Annotated in this window: 14 protein-coding genes; 2 read left to right on the plus strand and 12 right to left on the minus strand. The window is 70.7% G+C overall.

Features of this window, described 5'->3' with window-relative positions; translation table 11 throughout:
* Nucleotides 1–229: 229 nt before the first annotated feature.
* From ABRZ00_RS05815 to ABRZ00_RS05870, 12 genes are all read right to left on the minus strand, one after another.
* Nucleotides 230–1051 carry a 2,3-dihydro-2,3-dihydroxybenzoate dehydrogenase gene (locus ABRZ00_RS05815; RefSeq protein ID WP_368642666.1) on the minus strand — a complete coding sequence of 274 codons (822 nt, stop codon included), beginning with the start codon at nucleotides 1049–1051 and terminating at the stop codon, nucleotides 230–232.
* Nucleotides 1048–1722 carry an isochorismatase family protein gene (locus ABRZ00_RS05820; protein ID WP_368642665.1) on the minus strand — a complete coding sequence of 225 codons (675 nt, stop codon included), beginning with the start codon at nucleotides 1720–1722 and terminating at the stop codon, nucleotides 1048–1050. Before ABRZ00_RS05820 ends, ABRZ00_RS05815 begins: the two co-directional genes overlap by 4 nt.
* Nucleotides 1723–1754: 32 nt before the next feature.
* Nucleotides 1755–2957 carry an isochorismate synthase MenF gene (locus tag ABRZ00_RS05825; RefSeq protein ID WP_368642664.1) on the minus strand — a complete coding sequence of 401 codons (1203 nt, stop codon included), beginning with the start codon at nucleotides 2955–2957 and terminating at the stop codon, nucleotides 1755–1757.
* A 2-nt stretch (nucleotides 2958–2959) separates the two neighbouring features.
* The gene (locus tag ABRZ00_RS05830) at nucleotides 2960–4075 is read right to left on the minus strand and encodes a hypothetical protein (protein ID WP_368642663.1); all 1116 of its coding nucleotides are present in this window, start codon (nucleotides 4073–4075) and stop codon (nucleotides 2960–2962) included.
* 38 nt (nucleotides 4076–4113) lie between these two features.
* On the minus strand, nucleotides 4114–8079 hold the full coding sequence (locus ABRZ00_RS05835) for an amino acid adenylation domain-containing protein (protein ID WP_368642662.1): 3966 nt from the start codon (nucleotides 8077–8079) through the stop codon (nucleotides 4114–4116).
* Nucleotides 8076–8315 carry a phosphopantetheine-binding protein gene (locus ABRZ00_RS05840; protein ID WP_343834931.1) on the minus strand — a complete coding sequence of 80 codons (240 nt, stop codon included), beginning with the start codon at nucleotides 8313–8315 and terminating at the stop codon, nucleotides 8076–8078. The genes ABRZ00_RS05835 and ABRZ00_RS05840 overlap by 4 nt, the downstream gene beginning before the upstream one ends.
* A 37-nt stretch (nucleotides 8316–8352) precedes the next feature.
* Entirely contained in the window at nucleotides 8353–10068 is a 1716-nt protein-coding gene (locus ABRZ00_RS05845) for a (2,3-dihydroxybenzoyl)adenylate synthase (RefSeq protein ID WP_368642661.1), read from the minus strand.
* An 89-nt stretch (nucleotides 10069–10157) separates the two neighbouring features.
* Nucleotides 10158–10931 (minus strand): 4'-phosphopantetheinyl transferase superfamily protein, encoded by a 774-nt coding sequence (locus tag ABRZ00_RS05850; protein ID WP_368642660.1) that lies wholly within the window; start codon nucleotides 10929–10931, stop codon nucleotides 10158–10160.
* A gap of 33 nt (nucleotides 10932–10964) precedes the next feature.
* Complete coding sequence (locus ABRZ00_RS05855) at nucleotides 10965–11831, minus strand: alpha/beta hydrolase (protein ID WP_368642659.1); 867 nt, start codon at nucleotides 11829–11831, stop codon at nucleotides 10965–10967.
* Entirely contained in the window at nucleotides 11828–12973 is a 1146-nt protein-coding gene (locus ABRZ00_RS05860; RefSeq protein ID WP_368642658.1) for an ABC transporter substrate-binding protein, read from the minus strand. The genes ABRZ00_RS05855 and ABRZ00_RS05860 overlap by 4 nt, the downstream gene beginning before the upstream one ends.
* A gap of 10 nt (nucleotides 12974–12983) precedes the next feature.
* Nucleotides 12984–13769: an ABC transporter ATP-binding protein gene (locus ABRZ00_RS05865; protein WP_343834937.1), complete on the minus strand. Its 786-nt coding sequence runs from the start codon at nucleotides 13767–13769 to the stop codon at nucleotides 12984–12986.
* Nucleotides 13770–13771: 2 nt separating this feature from the next.
* A complete protein-coding gene (locus ABRZ00_RS05870) occupies nucleotides 13772–14827 on the minus strand; it encodes a FecCD family ABC transporter permease (protein WP_368642657.1) in 1056 nt (351 codons plus the stop codon).
* 111 nt (nucleotides 14828–14938) lie between these two features.
* On the opposite strand from ABRZ00_RS05870, the gene ABRZ00_RS05875 reads away from it, so the two are divergent.
* Together ABRZ00_RS05875 and ABRZ00_RS05880 are read left to right on the plus strand one after the other, a co-directional pair.
* Complete coding sequence (locus ABRZ00_RS05875) at nucleotides 14939–15730, plus strand: alpha/beta hydrolase (protein ID WP_368642656.1); 792 nt, start codon at nucleotides 14939–14941, stop codon at nucleotides 15728–15730.
* 114 nt (nucleotides 15731–15844) lie between these two features.
* On the plus strand, nucleotides 15845–18136 hold the full coding sequence (locus ABRZ00_RS05880) for a TonB-dependent siderophore receptor (protein WP_368639857.1): 2292 nt from the start codon (nucleotides 15845–15847) through the stop codon (nucleotides 18134–18136).
* Nucleotides 18137–18166 lie beyond the last annotated feature (30 nt).

Below are 18166 nucleotides of genomic sequence, written 5' to 3' on the forward strand. Positions count from 1 at the left end.
GCAGAAGGGGAAAATTACAGCCCCAAGTCCTTGCTGACAATAGGATTTTTTGTTGATGTGTCCCTATTTATTAATGCTGTGAATCCTGTCTCTTATATCTGGGGACGGATCAAATGAATTGAAAGAAAAAATGTGTTTTGTCGGGTTGTCCTCGGGGTTCAGGGGAAACCCCGATGGATGGGGAGTGGATTTTTTGTTTCAAGCCCGGATCCTCCAGGCCTCGGCCACGCTATTGATCCAGCGTGGCGCCGCCGTCCACACGCAAGTCGTGCAGGGTAATGTGGCTGGCCTGGTCCGAGAGCAGGAACAAGACCGCCCGGGCGATTTCATCGGGCTCGGCGATCTTGGCCAGGGGGATGCCCAGGCGCCAGCGGGCGGCATCGCCGGCGATGACGGCCTCGCGCGAGCTGCCCAGCGCCCACATGGCCTGCTGCATGGCGGTGTCGGTCGAACCGGGCGAGACGATGTTGACGCGGATGCCGTGCGGCGCCAGTTCCAGGCCCAGACAGCGGCTGAATTGCGTGACGGCGGCCTTGGAAGCCGCGTATGCCGCCATGCCGGCGCGCGGCGTGGCGGCGGCGTTGGAGCTGACCGTGACGATGGCGCCCGCGCGGCGCTCGCGCAGGCGGCGGGCGATGGCGCGGCAGACGTGGAAGACGCCGGTGGCATTGACGTCGAAGCAGCGTGCCCATTGGGCATCGTCCAGATCCACGACGTCGCCCATTTCCAGGATGCCTGCGACGCTGGCCAGGCCGTCCAGCGGGCCCAGGGCGGCCTCGGCCCGGGCCACGGCCCGTTCGACCTGCGTGGCGTCGCGCACGTCCAGGGGGGCGGTCCACAGCCGGCCGGAAGCGTCCGTGCCGTGCGGGAGGGATTCGTGCAGGCGCCGCAGGCCGGTCTGGTCGAGGTCGAGGGCCGAGACGCGGGCGCCCCGGCCGAGCAGTTGACGGGCGACGGCGGCGCCGATGCCGCCTGCGGCGCCGGTGACGAAGAAATGGCGGCCTTGGAAATCGCCGGGTGCGGCGCGGCCGATGTCGGGCAGGGCGTTCATGCGGGGGTCTCCCGAAGGGTGGGGCGGGCGGCCTGCGGCGCCAGCGCGGCGAGGATTTCGGCCAGAGTCAGGCTGACGCCGCAGCGGCGCGCGACGTGGGTCACGGCCATGCCGTGGTCTTCCAGGCTGAAATCCGCGCAGGCGTCGATGGCCAGAAAGGGCTGGATGTCCTGCATGAAGGCTTCCAGCGCGGTGCTCAGGCAGCCGATGTGGGCGTAGACGCCGGTGATGATGAGCTGATCGCGCCCTTGGGCGCGCAGCCGTTCGCGCAGGTCGGAGCGCTGGAAGGCGCTGTAGCGCCATTTGGTCAGAACCGTGTCCTGCGGGCGCGGCTCCAGGGCCGCGACGATGCGCGCGCCCTCCCGGTGTTCCGGCGCGGTCAGGCCCGGGCCCCAGAAATCGTTGAGCAGCGCCCGGTCGGCCTTGGGCTGCACGGACGGCTGCGCGGTGTAGTAGACGGGGATGTCCAGGGCGTGGCAGTGGTCCCGCAGGCGGCCGATGGCGGCGATCAGATCGGGGATCGGCGCCTGCGTCACATCGTACTTGCCGAGGAAGTAATCCTGCATGTCGTGGATCAGCAAGGCGGCGCGGTGGGGGGCGGGGCGCCAGCGCACCCGGTTGCGCGCGGGCTCCCGGGGCATGGCGTAGGGTGCGAGGGGGGGAATGCTCATGAAGCGGGGCTCCAGGGTAAAGGGCGGTTCACTCAGTGCAAGCCCAGCGCATCCAGGATGGTGCGCAGCTTGTTGCCGGTTTCCCTATATTCGAGTTCGGGGACTGAGCCGGGAACGATGCCCGCGCCGGCCGACAAGGTCAGCCGGCGGCCGCTGGCGCGGGCGCAGCGGATGGCGACCGCCCAGGCCCCGTCGCCGGCGATATCGCACCAGCCTACGGCCCCGGCGAAGTAGCCGCGCTCGAAAGGTTCGAGTGCGGCGATGGCGCGCCGGGCGTCCGCCGTGGGAAGGCCGCAGACCGCCGGGGTGGGATGCAGGGCGACGGCCAGATCCAGGGCGCTGATCGCGGGATCGGCCAGTTCGCCCTCGATCAGGGTGCCCAGGTGCCAGAGCCGGGCGGTCGAGGTCAGGCCGGGTTGCGCGGGGACGTTCAAGGTGCGGCACAGCGGCCGCAGCACGGCTTCGATGGCTTCGACCACGACGGCGTGCTCCAGCCGGTCTTTGGGCGAGGCCAGCAGCGCCTGGGCGATGCGGGCGTCCTCGGCGGCGTCGGGGTGGCGCGCGGCGGTGCCCGCCAGGGGGTGCACCCGCACGCGGCGGCCTTCCCGGCTGACCAGCAGTTCCGGGCTGGCGCCCAGAAAATAATCCTGCTCGGCGCCGATCCCGGAAACGGGCAGGGCATAGGTATGGCCGTGCGGGCTGGCCCGCCACAGGCGCGCCAGGACGCCGGGCAGATCCAGGGGGCGGTCCAGTTCCAGCTCCAGGGTGCGGGACAAGACCAGCTTGCGCAGGGAGGCGTCCCGGCCCAGCCGTTCGAGCGCCGCGCCCACGGCGCGCTCATACCCGTCCCGGTCGGGGTGTTCCCGGCGTTGGAGGATGGCGGCGCCGGGCGCCGCCAGCGGTTCGAGCGGCGCGGCGATCCGCCGCAGGCACCGGGGCACCCGCAGTTGCGCGGACGCCGGGCCGGCCGGGTCGTAGGGCAGCAGACCCAGCAGCAGGGGCCGCATCCCATCCGCCGCGCACGCCGTTGCGGGCGCCGCGTCGGCGTGCAGTTCGGCCGCCTGGGCAAGCAGATGGGCGGCGCAAGCGCCCACATCCTCGCGCGGGGCGGCCTGCAGCAGGCAGCCCCGGCCATGGATTCCCGCGCCCCCGGTGCTGAACAGGCTGTCGCCCGGCAGGAAGCCGGACAGGGCGTCCGCGCCGGGATCGCAGGGCTTGCCGGCAGGCATGTCCATGATCAGCGGCGGGCCTCGATGCGCACGACGCGGTCGCCGCGCGGATCGCTCTTGCTCTTTTTCACCATGACCCAGGCATTGCCCTGCGGATCCAGGGCAATGTGGTTCGGCGCCGATCCGGTGTCCACCTGGGCCTGGATCGCGCCCGTTTCGTCCAGGACGGTGACGGTGCCCGCCCCGCGGTTGGCCACGTAGGCCAGGCGGCGGACGGGATCGAAGGCGACGTTCAGGGCGCCGGCGCCGGTCGCCAGATGCTGCAGGACTTTGCCATCCCGGGCGTCCAGTACCGTCAGATCGCCGGATTTCTGGGCCGCCACGTAGAGGCGCTGCGCCTGGCTGTCGACGGCGATGCCCGAGGCGCCCCGCACGCCGGGCACGGTATAGCGGGCGGTCTGGCGGCCGGTGGCCGTGTCGATGGCGAAGACTTCGGCCGTATTCAGGCTGACGGCGTACAGGCGCTGGCGGGCGGCGTCCAGCGCCAGGCTCATGGGCTTGGGCGCCTCGCCGGCGCCCGTGAGGGTGATGCCGGGCAACGGCTGCAGCGTGGCGCTGTCGAAGACGTGGATCAGGTTCGAGGCCGGCGAGGAAACGTAGGCGCGATGGTGTTCGGCATCGATCAGCACGTCGCGCGCATGCGGCACGGCGCCGTCGGGAAACTGTTTGACCAGCGACAGGTCCGCTTGCCGGTAGACGGCCACCGAGCCGCTGCGGGTGTTGGTCGTCCAGACCTGGCTGCGGGCGTCATCCACGGCCAGGCCGTAGACGGCTTGCACCTGGCCGTCCGTGCGGCTGGCCTGCGGGGCGGGGACGGCGGAGTCCACGACGCGCAGGCTGGCGGGATCGATGGCGAGCAGGCGCGACTCCTTCACCGGCGGGCGGCCGATGGCCGAGGTCGCGTACAGGCGCTGTGCGGTGGCGCTGTAGGCGCCCTGGTAGACGCCCGGCGGCAGGCTGGCGGATTGCGCCGAGACGGTCCAGACCGGCGTGGCCGTCGCCGCAGAGGGGGGCGTGGCCGGGGCGTTCGATGCGCAGCCGGCGGCCAGGGCCAGGGCGGCGCCGGCCACCAGAGCGCGGGCGCCGCGCCGCGGGGCGGGGTGGGGCAGAGAGAGCGTGTTCATGCGGATTCCTTGAGTCATCGAAGGGAGCGAAAACGGAGTCAGGCGGAAGCAGTGATCGGCGCGCCCTGGTCCGCCGTGCGCAAGCAGGCGTCCAGGATGGGGGCGATCCGGGCGGTGGCGGCAGCCCCCGGCAGCCCGGCGTGGGTGCTGTCTATCGCATGGCAGGCCAGCGTGCCGAGGTGCGGCTGCCAGAGCGCCGGGGTCAGGCCCGAATCGGCATGGTCCAGGGCGGCCTGGAAATGCAGCGCCGCGCCTTCGTAGCGCGCGTGGCGGTGGCCGCGCACCAGCCGGTTGGTATGGCTGACCGTGGCGAACACGGCATCCAGCCGGGCGTCGGACAGTTCGCCCAGGGGGTGGTTCTGCTCGCGCAGGAACGCGACGACGCCATCGCGGTTCAGGCGCTCCGGCGCCAGCGCGTCCGGATCGGCGCCGGCGATGTGCAGCAGCGCTTTGTACAGGTCCGCAGGGGCGGGTTTGGGGCGGTTGCGCCAGGCTTCGCAGGGATAGGCGTCCAGCAGGGCGACGACGCCCACCGCGCGGCCGCGCGCCTGGAGTTCGGCGGCCACGGCGTGCGCCAGGATGCCGCCCACGGACCAGCCGGCCAGGTGATAGGGGCCTTCGGCCTGGAGCGACAGCACCCGGTCGGCGTAGGTTTGCGCCAGGGCGCCCAGACTGGCGGCGGGCGGCTGGCCGTCCAGGGCCAGGGCGGCGGCCTGCAGGCCGTGCACGGTGCGCGGCGTGGGCAGGGCGCGGGCCAGGGCGCCGTAGCACCAGGACAGGCCGCCGGCCGGATGGATGCAGAACAGCGCGGGCCGGCCGGGCGCCTCGCGCAAGGTCACGACAGGGCCGAAACCGGCCTGAACGGCCCCCGCGGCGCGGCCATCCGCGTCCTCCAGGTGAGCGGCCAGGCGCGCCACCGTGGGATATTGGAAGACCGTGCCCAGCGACAGGTCATGGCCATCGCGCAGCGCCAGCGCCAGCCGCGCCGCCAGCAGCGAATGCCCGCCCAGGGCGAAGAAATCGTCGTCCGCGCCCGGCAGCGCCGGCAGCCCCAGCACGGTGCGGAAGGCCTGCGCCACCCGGTGTTCGGCGGCGCTGCGCAAGGGGCGTGCCGAACCCTGGAGGGACAGGTCGGGCGCGGGCAGGGCCTTGCGGTCGAGCTTGCCATTGGCCGTCACCGGCAGCGCCGCCAGCGGCACCCAGGCGGCCGGCGCCATGTAGTCCGGCAGATGGGCGGCCATGTGGGCGGCCAGGGCCTCGCGGTCGAAGGCGCGGCCGGATTCGGTCACCACGTAGGCGGCCAGCAGGGTCTGGCCCGGGCGGTCTTCGCGCGCCAGGACGGCCGCCTGGGCGACATCCGGATGGGCGGCCAGGACGGCCTCGATTTCGCCCAGTTCGATGCGCTGGCCGCGCAGCTTGACCTGATGGTCCAGCCGGCCCAGGTAGACCACGGCGCCGTCCTCGCGCTGCGTGGCCAGGTCGCCGGTCGCGTACAGGCGGCCGCCGGGCAGGCCGGGCGGGGCCGGGATGAAGCGCTCGGCCGTCAGGTCGGGCCGGCCCAGGTAGCCGCTCGCCAACTGGCGGCCGCCCAGGTATAGCTGGCCGGGCGTGCCTGGCGGCACGGGCCGCAGCCGCGCATCCAGGACATGCAGCCGGGTGTTCCAGACGGGATGGCCGATGGGGATGGGCTGGCTGTCGTCCTCGGGGCCGGCGGGCCAGTACGACACGTCCACGGCGGCCTCGGTCGGGCCGTACAGATTGTGCAGTTCCGCCCGGATCGTGCGGTGGAAGCGGTCGCGCAGCGCGGCCGGCAGCGCCTCGCCGCTGCAGAACACCAGCCGGGGCGCCAGCCCGCGCGCGGCGGGTTCGTCCAGCACCGCCGCCAGCATGGAGGGCACGAAATGCATCACAGTGATGGCCTGCTCGCGCACCAGGCGGCACAGCCAGGCTGGATCGCGGTGCGCTTCGGGCGGGGCCACCACCAGGCAGGCGCCGCTCAGGAAAGGCAGGAACAGTTCCCAGACGGAGACGTCGAAGGTCGCCGGGGTTTTTTGCAGGATGCGGTCTGCGGGGCCGATGGCGTAGTGCGCGCGCATCCACTCCAGCCGGTTGACGATGGCCGCGTGGGGCACGATGACGCCCTTGGGCGCCCCCGTCGAGCCCGAGGTGTAGATGACGTAGGCGGGATCCTCGGGGCCGGCGGGTGTTCCGGGCGCGTCGCCGTCTGCCGCGCCTGCGCCGCCCAGCGTGTCCGCCGCCAGCGGCCGGGTCTCCAGGCCTGCGCACAGATCGGCGGGGCCGATCAGAATGCGGGCGCGGGCATCGCTCAGGATGCCGCGCAGGCGTGCGGGCGGCTGGCGCGGATCCAGGGGCAGGTAGGCCGCACCGCTGCGCAGGATCGCCAGCATGCACAGCACGCGCCGGGCCGAGCGCGGCAGGGCCACGGCCACCCGTGTGCCGGGGCCGGCGCCCAGGCTGCGCAGGCGGCGGGCGGCGCGGGCCGTCCAGGCATCGATCCGGGCGCAGGTCCAGGCCTCCGCCCCGTCTTCCAGGGCGATGCGGCCGGGCTCGGCCCGCAGGCGGTCGTGGATGCGCGACCAGAGCGTGCCTTCGGGCACGGGGTGATCCGTGCGGTTGGGCGCCAGCACCCAGCGTTCATGCTCCTGCGCCGTCAGGGTGGGGACGGCGGCCAGGCGGGGCGCCGACAGGGCGGCCGACACAAAGGCCGTCAGGCGCTGCAAATGGGTGTCGACCTGCGCCCAGGTGTACAGGGCGGGGTTGGCCTCGATCTCGATGCGCAGGCCGCCCCCATCGGGGGCTGCGCGGAAGCTCAGCGTCAGATCCTCGACCGGCCCGGTGCACAGCACGGCTTGCGAGGCATCCAGGCCGGCTGCCGCATAGGGCGCGTCGAACGGCAGGATGTTCAGGATCGGGCCGTGCAGGCGCGGCAGGCCCCCGGGCAGCGCCAGGCCGCGGCGCAGGTGCTCGGCGCGGTAGCGGCTGTGCCGGCGCAGGCCGCGCAGCGAGCGCGCGGCATCCAGCAGCATGTCGGCCAGCGGGGCCTCTTCGTCCGGCGTCCAGGCCCAGGGCAGCACGTTCATGACGGTCGCCACGGCCCGGGCGCTCTTGCCGCCCAGGCGGCCCATGGCCGGCACGCCCGTCACGCAGGCCGACGGGCCCAGGTGGCGCGCCACATAGGCGGCGCCCAGGGCGGTGAGGATGTCGGGCCAGCCGACTTCGCTGGCGGCCTCCAGCGCCCGCAGCGCCTCGATCAGCGCCGCGGGCGCGCCGCGCTCCAGGCGCAGGCAATCGTGGGCGCTGAGCGCGGTCCCGGCGGCCAGGCTGGCGGCGGGCACCAGGCCCGCGCAGCGCGCCAGCCAGAATTCGCGCGCCTGGGCGCGCCTCGGATCGGCGCGCCAGGCGCGGTCCTCGTCCCAGACCGGCGCCAGCGGCGCCAGCGGCGGTTCCTGATCGGCGGCGCCTTCCCCCAGCGCCCGGTACAGACGGATGGCGCGGCTTTCGATCAGGGCCATGCCGTAGCCGTCGGCGGCCAGGTGATGCACGCGCTGGTACCACAGCGCCAGCGCCGGACCGCACAGGAACAATACTTGGCGCGACAGGGGATCGCGCAGGGGGTCGACGGGACGCCGCAGATCGCCCCGGATCCAGTCGTCCGCCCGGGCTTGCGCCTGCGTCTCGGGCAAGTGGCGCAGATCGCGGATCTCCAGGCGTGGCGCGCGCGCCGGGTCGAGTTGCTGCGCGGGGCCGTCCGGGCGGTCTTCGAAGCGCAGGGACAGCGATTCGGCCTCGGCCAGCGTCTGGTTCACCGCCTGTTCGAAGCGCGGCACGTCCAGCGGACTGCGCAGGGTGGTGCAGTGCGCGGGATTGAAGATCGGATTGGACGGGTCCAGGCGCTGGGCGTACCACAGGCCTTCCTGGGCCTCGGTCAGCGGCGCCCAGGAAGGCGCGGCCCGGACCATGCCGCCGGCATCCGGAGTGTTCATGCCCCTGCCTGGCCGCGTGAGACGATCGCCCACCAGTGCGCCAGGGTGGCGTCGGCGGCCAGGTCGGCGAATTCCAGCCGGGCTCCGGCCTCGCGCCATTGAGAGGCAAGCTTCATGAGGCGCATGGAATCCAGGCCGAGATCCATCAGGTTGTCGTCGTCACCGATATCGTCGGGTGATTCGCGCAGCATGCGCGCAACGTCGGCGCGCATCGATTCGAGGTTCAGGGTGGGCATGTCGGTGTTGCGTGTGAGTGAATGATCGAAGCCGGCGTCACGGCTCGGTGCGTGCCTGCGCTTCCTGTTCCAGCAGTTGGGCGCGCAATTGGGCGCGCAGGGCCTTGCGGCTGATTTTCAGGGCGGCGGTGGAGGCGAAGGCCTCCACGAACACGATCTGGTCGGGCACCTTGAAGTCGGCGATGCCGCGCGCGCGGATCCAGCGTTTCAGATCCGCCGGGCGCGGGCGTCCGCCCTTGGGGATGACGAAGGCGCAACTGCGCTCGCCCAGGAACTCGTCCGGCACGGAGACGACGGCGGCGTCGAAGACCTGCGGGTGCGACAGCAGGTGATCCTCGATTTCTTCGGCGGAGATCTTTTCGCCGGCGCGGTTGATGTGGTCGCCCGCGCGGCCCTGGACTTCCAGATAGCCCTCGGGCGTCATGCGCACCACGTCGCCGGTGCGGTAATAGCCGTCCTCGGTAAAGGCGCGTGCATTGGCCGAGGGATTGTCGTGGTAGGCGCGGATCGTATACGGGCCCCGGGTCAGCAGATGGCCCGCCTGGCCGGGTTCGACCGGCCGGCCCTCGTCGTCGAGGATCAGGATCTCGTCGTCCGGGCTGATGGGGCGGCCCTGCGTGTGAATGATCAGTTCGTCCGGGTCATCGAGCCGGGTGTAATTCACCAGCCCTTCGGCCATGCCGAAGACCTGCTGCAGCGTGGCGCCCAGCGTGGGACGCACGCGGCGGGCGATTTCGGCCGACAGCTTGGCGCCGCCCACCTGGATCGCGCGCAGGCTGCGCAGATCGTGCACCGAGACGGGCGCGCGGTCCAGCCATTGCAGCAGCAGCGGCGGCACCAGGCTGGTGACCGTGACGCCTTCGCGCTCGATCAGGGCGAACGCCGATTCCGGATCGGGCGAGGGGCAGAGCACCACGCGGCCGCCCGCGTACAGCGCGCCCAGGAATCCCGGCGAACTCATGGGGAAATTGTGCGCGATCGGCAGCACCCCCAGGAACACGCTGTCCGGCCCCAGGCCGCAGATGCGGGCGGATTCCCGCAGGGTATAGATGTAGTCGTCGTGCGTGCGCGGAATCAGCTTGGACAGCCCCGTGCTGCCGCCTGAAATCTGCAGGAAGGCCACATCCGCACCCTGCGAGATGCTGGCCGGGAGGGCGCTGCCGTCCATGGCATAGAGCGTCTCCAGGCGCGGGAATGGATCGGTCGGCGCCGGCGCGGCGGCGGCCGCCGCGATCCAGATGTGCGCGACCCGGGGCTGCCGGGCCTGGAGCTCGCGCGCCAGCCCCGTATAGTCAAAGCCGGCATGAGAGGCGGCGGCCACGTAGGCGCGCGCGCCCGAGCCCTGGGCGAAGTGTTCGATTTCGGTGATGCGGTGCGCGGGCAGGGCGTAGACGGGGATCAGGCCGGCGCGAAACAGGCCCATCACCACGGCGATGAAATCGGGGATGTTCGGCAGGTGCACCAGCACGCGGTCGCCAGGCTGAAGGCCGGCCGCCAGAAAGCCCGACGCCAGCGCGCTGGCGCGGCGGTCCAGCTCGGCATAGGTCCAGCGGTGCTCGCCGCCGACGACGGCCAGGCGGTCCGGATGCGCCGTGGCGCGCTCGCGCAGCCAGGCGCCGAATGTCTCATTGCGCCAATAGCCGGCGGCCCGGTAGCGGGCGGCAAACCGGTCGGGCCAGACCTGGACGGGGCGGGGCGGTTCGCCGGCGAAGGGGAGGGGACCGGAAGCCGAAGAAAGAGGTGCCGTCGTCATGATTCAAGCTTCAATAATCTTGGACATGATAATGAGAATGATTATAGTCTATGAAAATACGGGATTCAGCCCGTGGATTCAGCTTGAAGTCAGGTGGCGGGCCGGGGCGCGCCGATCCAGTCGGCCAGCGCCTGCGTGCGCAGAGACCAGCTTTCCGAGGGCGGACTGCCGGCGGACGCGCAGGCGGGCGGGCGGATCGCTGCATCCGGCAGGCACAGGGCGGCGCAGTGGTCCGGGGATGACCAAAGCAAGCGCACCCGCAGGTTCTCGACCTCGGGCCTGCCCGACACCCGCGACCAGCCCGCCGCGTCGGCGTCCGCCAGGCGCAGCGTCCCGGGCTCGGCCGCCAATCCCAGCCCGCATGCCTTGAGGACGGCCTCGCGGCGGACCCAGTGGGCGCAAAGCGCCTGGGGGTCGGGGGGGGCTTCAGGGGGGGGCGGCCGGCCGGTGATCAGCCGCCACAGCGCCGCATCCACGCTGTCCGGGCAGTGCTCCACATCCACGCCCAGCGGTTCGGGGCCGACGCCGACCAGAACCAGGTCGCCGCTGTGCGCGATGTTGAAATGCAGGGCCGGGGGCATGCCGGATGCGTGCGGTCCGGTATCCATCAGCATCGGCTTGCCCCGCGGCCCGGCGCCCAGGGAAACCTTCGCCGGCGCCCGTCCGAGGCGCTGGCCCAGCAGACGGCGGGCCAGTGCGCGGCCGACCAGGCTGCGCAGCCGGTCATCGGGTTGCCGCAACCGGGCGATCCGGCGCCATTCGGCCTCGGGCAGGTCGCGGCGCAGACGCACGGCCCCGGCCTCGTCCGGCAAGCCGCGCGACAGGACTACCTGGTATGGAACGGAGAGATCCGGGTGCGGCATGGCAGGCCTGGGTTGCCGTGCGGGCGCGTGCCGTCAGGCGGCGAGCGCCAGGGCCCGCCGCGCGCCGGCTCGCAAGGCGTCGCCGTGCTGGATGCCGTCCAGGCGCTCCAGCGCGCAGTCCAGCCAGGCGAGGCCGGCCAGCCGGCGGCATAGCGCCTCCAGACGGGGCAGGGTCGGGATGCCATCGGCCGGGCGGCGCGGATGCCCGGGGTCCAGGGGGCGGGGGTGCCAGCGTTCGTCCGTGCCGGCCATGAGCGTCAACCGGACGGACGCAGTCCGGGGCGACGGCGCGCCGCAGGCCTGCGGGCCGGGCGGCAGCGCGCGGGGCAGGCCGTCGAGCAGGGTTTCGAGCCAGCCATCGCGCCACCAGAGCGAAGGGCTGGCGCAGATCGTGCGGGCGAAACGCCCGGGATGGCGGACCAGCGCGTAGAGCGCGCACAAGCCGCCGTAGGAATGGCCGTACAGGCTCAGCCGGGCCGGATTCAGGGGGGCCTGGGCGCTCGCCCAGACCAGCATGGGCCCCAGGAGCGCGTCCAGGAAGGCATCCGCGCCGCCGCACTGCCACTCGGGCCGGCGCGGATCGGGCCAACGGCCGCCATCCGGCGAGGGCGGCGTGAAGTCCAGCGCGCGCCGCGCCAGGGCCTGCGCCTGGGGGGCGTCCTGGGCCGGTGCGGGCGCTTCAGCGCCTTGAAAGCGGGATTGCGGGCCGCCGTGCCCCGGGATCAGGACGGCGCAGGCCGGGCTGGCCCCAAGCGGCGGATCCAGGGGCCAGATCCAGTCCCCGTCCAGCAGCACCAGCAGCGGCCAACCGTCCCGGGGCGGCCGGCCTTCGGGGACATGCAGGCGCACGCGGCGCGCGTCCGGCGTGCCGGAGGCAAGCGCGGTTTCCCGCAGCGTCATCGGGCGGTCCCGGGCTTCAGGTCGACCAGGTAGGTGCCCTCCAGGGGGACGGCCAGGAACCGTTCGTTGAGTTCGCGCAGGGTCGCGGCGGGGTCCAGGTCGGCGAACCGGTCCGGGTGGATCCAATGGGCCAGGGCTTCGATGAACACCACGTGCAGCGGCGTATCGTTGAATGCGTGCCAGATGCCGTGGCTGTTGCCCGAGCGCACCGCCGGCAGCGCCTCCAGGTGGTTGGCCTCGATCAGCCGCGCCAGGCTGGCGCGGGCGTCGTCCCCGGCCACGCCCGCGCCGATCGCCAGGCCCGCGCCCTTTTGCGAGCCGGTGCCGGTGGCGACGTACACGCGGGGCGCGCGCGCATTGATGTATTCGAAGTTCAGCTTGCCGGTGGCGCTTTTCAGCACATCGGCGCCGATGTTGTGGCCGCCGGCATAGGCGACCATATCGTTGAATGTGCCCGTGCCCGGCGAACTGCAGCAATCGGTGACGCCCGCATGCGCATGCACGAAGACCGGCGGGCGCTGATCGGCGGGCAAGTCCGCCAGCCGCTCGGCGACGGCGCGCATATGCCGCTGATAAAAGGCGATGAAGGCTTCGGTCCGCTGCGCCTGGCCGATGGCGTAGCCCAGCGCGCGCAGGCTGGGGACGGTGTTTTCCATCGGTTGCAGAAAAAAGTCGATCACGATCACCGGCACCCCGGCGGCTTCCAGACGGCCGACCAGCGGCGATTCGCCGGCCGCCTGGCCGGGCCGCAGGCCGGCGAACGTGGCGGTCATCACCACCAGGTCGGGGCGCAGGGCCAGCGTGCGTTCCACCGAGAATGAATCCGGCGTGTGGCGCCCCACCACCGGCACGTGCGCCAGGGCGGGGAAGCGTTTCAGGGCGGCCTGGTAGTCCGGGGCGAACGAGGTCCGCAACTCGTCGGACCAGCCCGCCAGCAGGGCGGCGGGGTCCGGCGCCAGCAGGGACAGTACCTGGAAATGCCGCGCTTGCGCCAGGACGACGCGGTGCGCGGGCCCGGGCAGGGTGACCTGGCGGCCAAGCACGTCGGTGACCTGGATGGGGGCGGCCGTCGCCGCGCCGGCCAGGCAGGCCAGGCCCAGCAGCAAGGCGCGCAGGAAAGACGCAAAAGGAAGCGGGGTCATCGGGATCCTTTCAGGAAGCGGGGGCGCACAACCCGTCGATCAGCACGTGGGACAGCCCGCGCGAGCAGGTTTCGACCCGGGCGTCGACCTGGTAGACGGCGGCCAGGGATTCGGCCGTGACGACCTGGTCCGGGCGGCCGTGGCCGACCAGCGCCCCCTCGCGGATCAGCAAGGCTTCGTCGCTGCGCTGCAGGGCGATGTTCAGGTCATGCAGCACGATCAGCGTGGTCAGGCCGTGCTCGCGGGTTTCCTGCGCCAGCAGGTCCATCACATGGCACTGGTAGTTCAGGTCCAGGGCCGACAGGGGTTCGTCCAGCAGCAGCAGGCGCGGCGTGCGGATCAGCGCCTGCGCCAGGCCCACCAACTGCTTCTGGCCGCCGGACAACTGATCCAGGTAATGCATGGCCAGGTGCTCGATGCCCAGGCGTCCGAGCACTTCCAGGATGCGCTGCGGGCTGGCGTCCTGGGCGTGCGGGTCGAGGTCCGAAGCGCGCGCGGCCACCATCACGGACTCGAAGACCCGCAGATGTACGGCCGCCGGCAGGGATTGCGGCAGGTAGACCACGCGCTGCGCGCGGCGCTCGAAACTCAGTTTCGTCAGGTCCTGGCCGTCCAGCAGCACCTGGCCGCGGGCGACCTTCAGCAGGCCGGCCATGGCCTTGAGCAGCGTCGACTTGCCGCTGCCGTTGGGGCCCAGCAGGGAGACCACCCGGCCGGGCAGCAGCGGCCCGGCGGAGAGGTTGCGGATGATGGGGCGATGCCCGTAGGCGACCGACAGGTCCTGGATCTGCAGCATGGCTATTTCATTTGGCGGCGCAAGACGACCGCCAGGAAAAACGGCACCCCGACCAGCGAGGTGACGATGCCCACCGGCACGATGATGCCGGGCACGATGTTCTTGGAGGCGATCGAGGCCAGCGACAGAATCGTTCCGCCCACCAGTGCGCTGCCCGGCAGGTAGAAGCGGTGATCCTCGCCGAACAGGCGGCGCGCAATGTGCGGGGCGATCAGCCCCACGAAACCGATGGTGCCGACGAAGGACACGGCCAGCGCGGCCAGCACGCTGATGCGCACCAGCGCCGTCAGCCGCAGGCGCGGCACATCGATGCCGAAGCTCGCGGCGCGGTCTTCGCCCAGGCGCAGCGCGGTCAGTTTCCAGGTATCGCGCAGCGACAGCGGCAGCAGCACGGCGAAGACCAGCAGCAGGATGCCGACCTTGGGCCAGGACGAACGCGCCAGGCTGCCCATGGTCCAGAACACCAGGCCCTGCAGCGCCTCGGCGCTGGCCACGAACTGCACCAGCGATACGGCCGCGTTGAAGGAAAACACCAGCGCGATGCCGAACAGCACCAGCCCGGACGTGCTCATCGAACCCCAGCGCGCCACCGCATCGAGCAGCAGCGCCGAGATCAGCGCGAAGACGAAGGCATTGGCGGCGATCGTCCAGGATTGCGGCACGCCCGGCAGCGACAGGCCCAGCACGATCGCCAGCGATGCCCCGAACGCGGCCGCCGAAGAAATGCCCAGCGTGAAGGGACTGGCCAGCGGATTGTTCAGAATGGTCTGCATCTCTCCGCCCGCCAGCCCCAGGGCCAGGCCCACCGCCACTGCCATCAGCGCGTAGGGCAGGCGGATGTCCCAGACGATCACGCGGGTGGTCGGATCGGCCAGATCGGGATGGAACAGCGCATGGCTCAGGTCGGCCCAGCCCAGGCCCGATGGCCCCAGCATGAAGTCCGCCAGGATCGAGACCAGGATGACGACCGACAGCAGGCCGACCAGCAGCCAGCGGCGGCGCAGCATGCGCCGATAGTCCATCAGAACCGGGGCGGAAGGGGTCAGCGTAGCGTCCATGCGGAAAAAAGGCGGGGCCTGCCGTATGCGGCGGCGTGAGCAGGGTCGGAAGCCCGGGCAGGCGTCTCGGTAGAATGAGAACCGTTTAGGGCCTTGCCAGTATAGTGGAACATGGATTCGCCTGCCTTTGACCTGCCCCTGGAAGACGGCCGCGTCTGCGCCGTGCGCGTCGCCGCGCCGCCCGGCCCGATGCCGGCCGGCGGCTGGCCCGTGGCCTATGTGCTGGACCTCAAACAGTTCGAGACGATGCGCGCCGATGCCGCCGGCCTGCCGGGCCTGCTGGTGGGCCTGGGGCCGGGCGTGCCCGAGGACCGCCGCTGGGACTACGTCCCCACGGTGAGGCGGACGGACGGGTGCGACGCGTCGCCCGGCGTGCGGGCGGGGGCCGCCCGCTGGCTGCGCACGCTGGATCGCGTGCGCGCCCGGGTCGGCGGCGACTGGCGCCTGGACCCGCATCGCCAGGTGCTGTGCGGCCACTCGCTGGGCGCCCTGTTCGCCCTCTACGTGCTGACCCATCGGCCGCAGGCTTTCGGCGGCTACGTGTTGTCCAGCCCTTCCGTCTGGTGGGGCGGGCGCTACGCCGTCCGCCTGCTGCGCCGGCGCCGTGCATGGCTGTGCGCGCAGGGTCTGCCTGCGCTCGGCGTGCGGCTGACCGTGGGAGAACACGAACAAAGCCTGGCGCCCGAAGAGTCCGGCCCGGCCCTCGACGCGGCGGAGCGCGCCCGCCGGCTGGCCCTGCGCCGGGAACGCGCCATGGTGGACGGTATGCGGGAGTTGGCCGGGGAACTGGCCTTGTGTCCTGGCCTGCGGCTGGACAACGCCGTGCTGGCGGGGCGCACGCACCGGAGCGCGCCGCTGGACGCCCTGATGCCGGGCTGGCGCTGGCTGTTGGCGGAAGGCTAACCGCGGCGCAGCCGCAAGGCGTCATGCTGATGTGCGTCAATTTTTATGAGAATAGAAACTGTTATCGTTTATATTCTCATCTCTTTGACTCACTGCAGCAATCGAAGGAATCCTATGTCTGCCTCCCAGGTCCAGGGCCGCGCTCTGCCCCCGATCAGTCTTCTCATCGCGTTGGGGCTGGCCGCCGCCCCGGCCGGCGCGCAATCCGCCGATGGCGTCGCCCAGCTCGACCGCGTCGTCGTCAAGGCCGAACAGGAACTGAAACAGACCCCGGGCGCATCCACCATCACCGCCGAGGATATCCAGAAATCGCCGCCCGCCACCGACGTGTCGGAAATCATCCGCACCATGCCGGGCGTGAACCTGACCGGCAATTCCTCCAGCGGCCAGCGCGGCAACAACCGCCAGATCGACATCCGCGGCATGGGGCCGGAAAACACGCTGATCCTGATCGACGGCAAGCCCGTCTCGTCCCGCAATTCCGTGCGCTTCGGCTGGCGCGGCGAGCGCGACACGCGCGGCGATACCAACTGGGTGCCGCCCGAGCAGATCGAACGCATCGAAGTCCTGCGCGGCCCCGCCGCCGCGCGCTATGGCAATGGCGCCGCCGGCGGCGTGGTGAACATCATCACCAAGCCCGCCCCGGACACGCTGAGCGGCTCGGTTTCGGTCTATGCGAACGCGCCCGAGCACAGCGACGAAGGCTCGACCGCGCGCACCACTTTCAGCCTGGCCGGCCCGATCTCCGAGCGCCTGGATTTCCGGCTGTACGGCAGCGCGGCGAATTTCCAGGGGGATGCGTGGGACATCAATGACGGGCATCAGTCAGCGCGCGGTGGGCAGCACAAGGACTCATTCCCCGCCGGCCGCGAAGGTTTCAAGAACCGCGACGTCAATGGTGTGCTGAGCTGGAAGCCCGCCGCCGGCCACAAGATCGATTTCGAGGCCGGCTACGGGCGCCAGGGCAACGTCTACGTGGGCGACACGCAGAACACGAACACCAACGACATGGTGAAGCGCGAATTGGGCAGCGAGACCAACCGCACGTATCGTCAGGCCTATTCACTGACGCACAGCGGAGACTGGAATGCCGACACCCACACGCTCAGCTATCTGCAGTATGAGCGGACGCGCAATACCCGTCTGCTGGAAGGCTTGGCGGGGGGCACCGAAGGAGCATTCAACGACCCGACGAATCCCAAGGTCAATGATGGCGGCTACGGCGACATCAATTTGCGCACACTGACGGCCCATACCGAACTGAACCGCCGCCTGAACTGGGGCGGCATCGAGCAGATGGGCACCTTCGGTCTGGAATGGGTGCGTCAGGATCTGGAGGATTATTCCTCCGACCTGAAGAAGCGCAACCTTCAGGCGCAGGTTCCGGCGCCTGAGGTGGCCTATCAAGCCAAGACGCATGCGAACATCTATTCGATATTCGCCGAGGACAACCTGTACATCGGCGATCACTGGACCGTAACGCCGGGCTTGCGTTTCGATCATCACAGCCTCCAGGGCAACAACTGGAGCCCCGCGCTGAACCTGTCCTACATGGTCAACGATCAATGGACGGTGAAGGCGGGCATCGCCCGCGCCTACAAGGCGCCCAATCTGTACCAGAGCAATTCCGGCTATGCGCTATACAGCGCGGGCAACGGCTGCTGGGGCAATCCGGCGGGGGGCGGCAACGGCTGCTTCCTGATGGGCAACCCGGACCTGAAAGCGGAAACCAGCCTCAATAAAGAGTTGGGAATCGAGTTTCGCAGCCCGGAGGGGTTGGGCGCCAGCCTGACTTATTTTCACAACGATTACCGCGACAAGATCGAGGCCGGGCGTTCGCCCGTATCGTCTTTCGTGGCGGGGGGTAAAGTCCAGAACGTTTTCCAATGGGAAAACATTCCTCGCGCCGTCGTCCAGGGCATCGAGGGCAACCTGACCTGGCCTTTTGCCCAGGACTGGCTGTGGTCCACCAACTTCACCTACATGATCGAATCGAAGAACAAGGATACCGGCGAGCATTTGTCCACCATCCCCGAGTACACGATCAACAGCACGCTGGATTGGCAAGTGACACCGGCCTGGTCGCTGCGCGCCAAGGCAACGGTCTACGGCGAGCAGGAAGGGCCGAAATACGATTACTACGGCCACCCCCTGACGGGCAGCGCCACCGACAAGATCCCGCCCTACGCCTTGTTCGGCCTGAGTACGCAGTACAAGGTCAACAAGCATTTCCGCGTGACGGCCGGGGTGGACAATGTGTTCGACAAACGCATTTTCCGTGCGGGCAACGCCATCGGCGTGAATCTGACGGGCCCCCAGTCCGCCAACTACATCCATGGCGCCGGCGCCTACACCTACAACCAGCCCGGCCGCACCTTCTTCATGGAAGTGACCAGTTCGTTCTGATCGCACGGCACATAAAAACGCCTTGTCCCC

It is taken from the genome of Castellaniella ginsengisoli, from assembly GCF_040955415.1.
In the GTDB taxonomy this organism is placed as follows: Bacteria; Pseudomonadota; Gammaproteobacteria; order Burkholderiales; family Burkholderiaceae_B; genus Castellaniella; species Castellaniella ginsengisoli.

Bases quoted from the DNA above. Each gene is read 5' to 3' on its own strand.
- ABRZ00_RS05815 (WP_368642666.1), bottom strand. From the start codon at position 1,051: ATGAACGCCCTGCCCGACATCGGCCGCGCCGCACCCGGCGATTTCCAA.
- ABRZ00_RS05820 (WP_368642665.1), bottom strand. From the start codon at position 1,722: ATGAGCATTCCCCCCCTCGCACCCTACGCCATGCCCCGGGAGCCCGCG.
- ABRZ00_RS05825 (WP_368642664.1), bottom strand. From the start codon at position 2,957: ATGGACATGCCTGCCGGCAAGCCCTGCGATCCCGGCGCGGACGCCCTG.
- ABRZ00_RS05830 (WP_368642663.1), bottom strand. From the start codon at position 4,075: ATGAACACGCTCTCTCTGCCCCACCCCGCCCCGCGGCGCGGCGCCCGC.
- ABRZ00_RS05835 (WP_368642662.1), bottom strand. From the start codon at position 8,079: ATGAACACTCCGGATGCCGGCGGCATGGTCCGGGCCGCGCCTTCCTGG.
- ABRZ00_RS05840 (WP_343834931.1), bottom strand. From the start codon at position 8,315: ATGCCCACCCTGAACCTCGAATCGATGCGCGCCGACGTTGCGCGCATG.
- ABRZ00_RS05845 (WP_368642661.1), bottom strand. From the start codon at position 10,068: ATGACGACGGCACCTCTTTCTTCGGCTTCCGGTCCCCTCCCCTTCGCC.
- ABRZ00_RS05850 (WP_368642660.1), bottom strand. From the start codon at position 10,931: ATGCCGCACCCGGATCTCTCCGTTCCATACCAGGTAGTCCTGTCGCGC.
- ABRZ00_RS05855 (WP_368642659.1), bottom strand. From the start codon at position 11,831: ATGACGCTGCGGGAAACCGCGCTTGCCTCCGGCACGCCGGACGCGCGC.
- ABRZ00_RS05860 (WP_368642658.1), bottom strand. From the start codon at position 12,973: ATGACCCCGCTTCCTTTTGCGTCTTTCCTGCGCGCCTTGCTGCTGGGC.
- ABRZ00_RS05865 (WP_343834937.1), bottom strand. From the start codon at position 13,769: ATGCTGCAGATCCAGGACCTGTCGGTCGCCTACGGGCATCGCCCCATC.
- ABRZ00_RS05870 (WP_368642657.1), bottom strand. From the start codon at position 14,827: ATGGACGCTACGCTGACCCCTTCCGCCCCGGTTCTGATGGACTATCGG.
- ABRZ00_RS05875 (WP_368642656.1), top strand. From the start codon at position 14,939: ATGGATTCGCCTGCCTTTGACCTGCCCCTGGAAGACGGCCGCGTCTGC.
- ABRZ00_RS05880 (WP_368639857.1), top strand. From the start codon at position 15,845: ATGTCTGCCTCCCAGGTCCAGGGCCGCGCTCTGCCCCCGATCAGTCTT.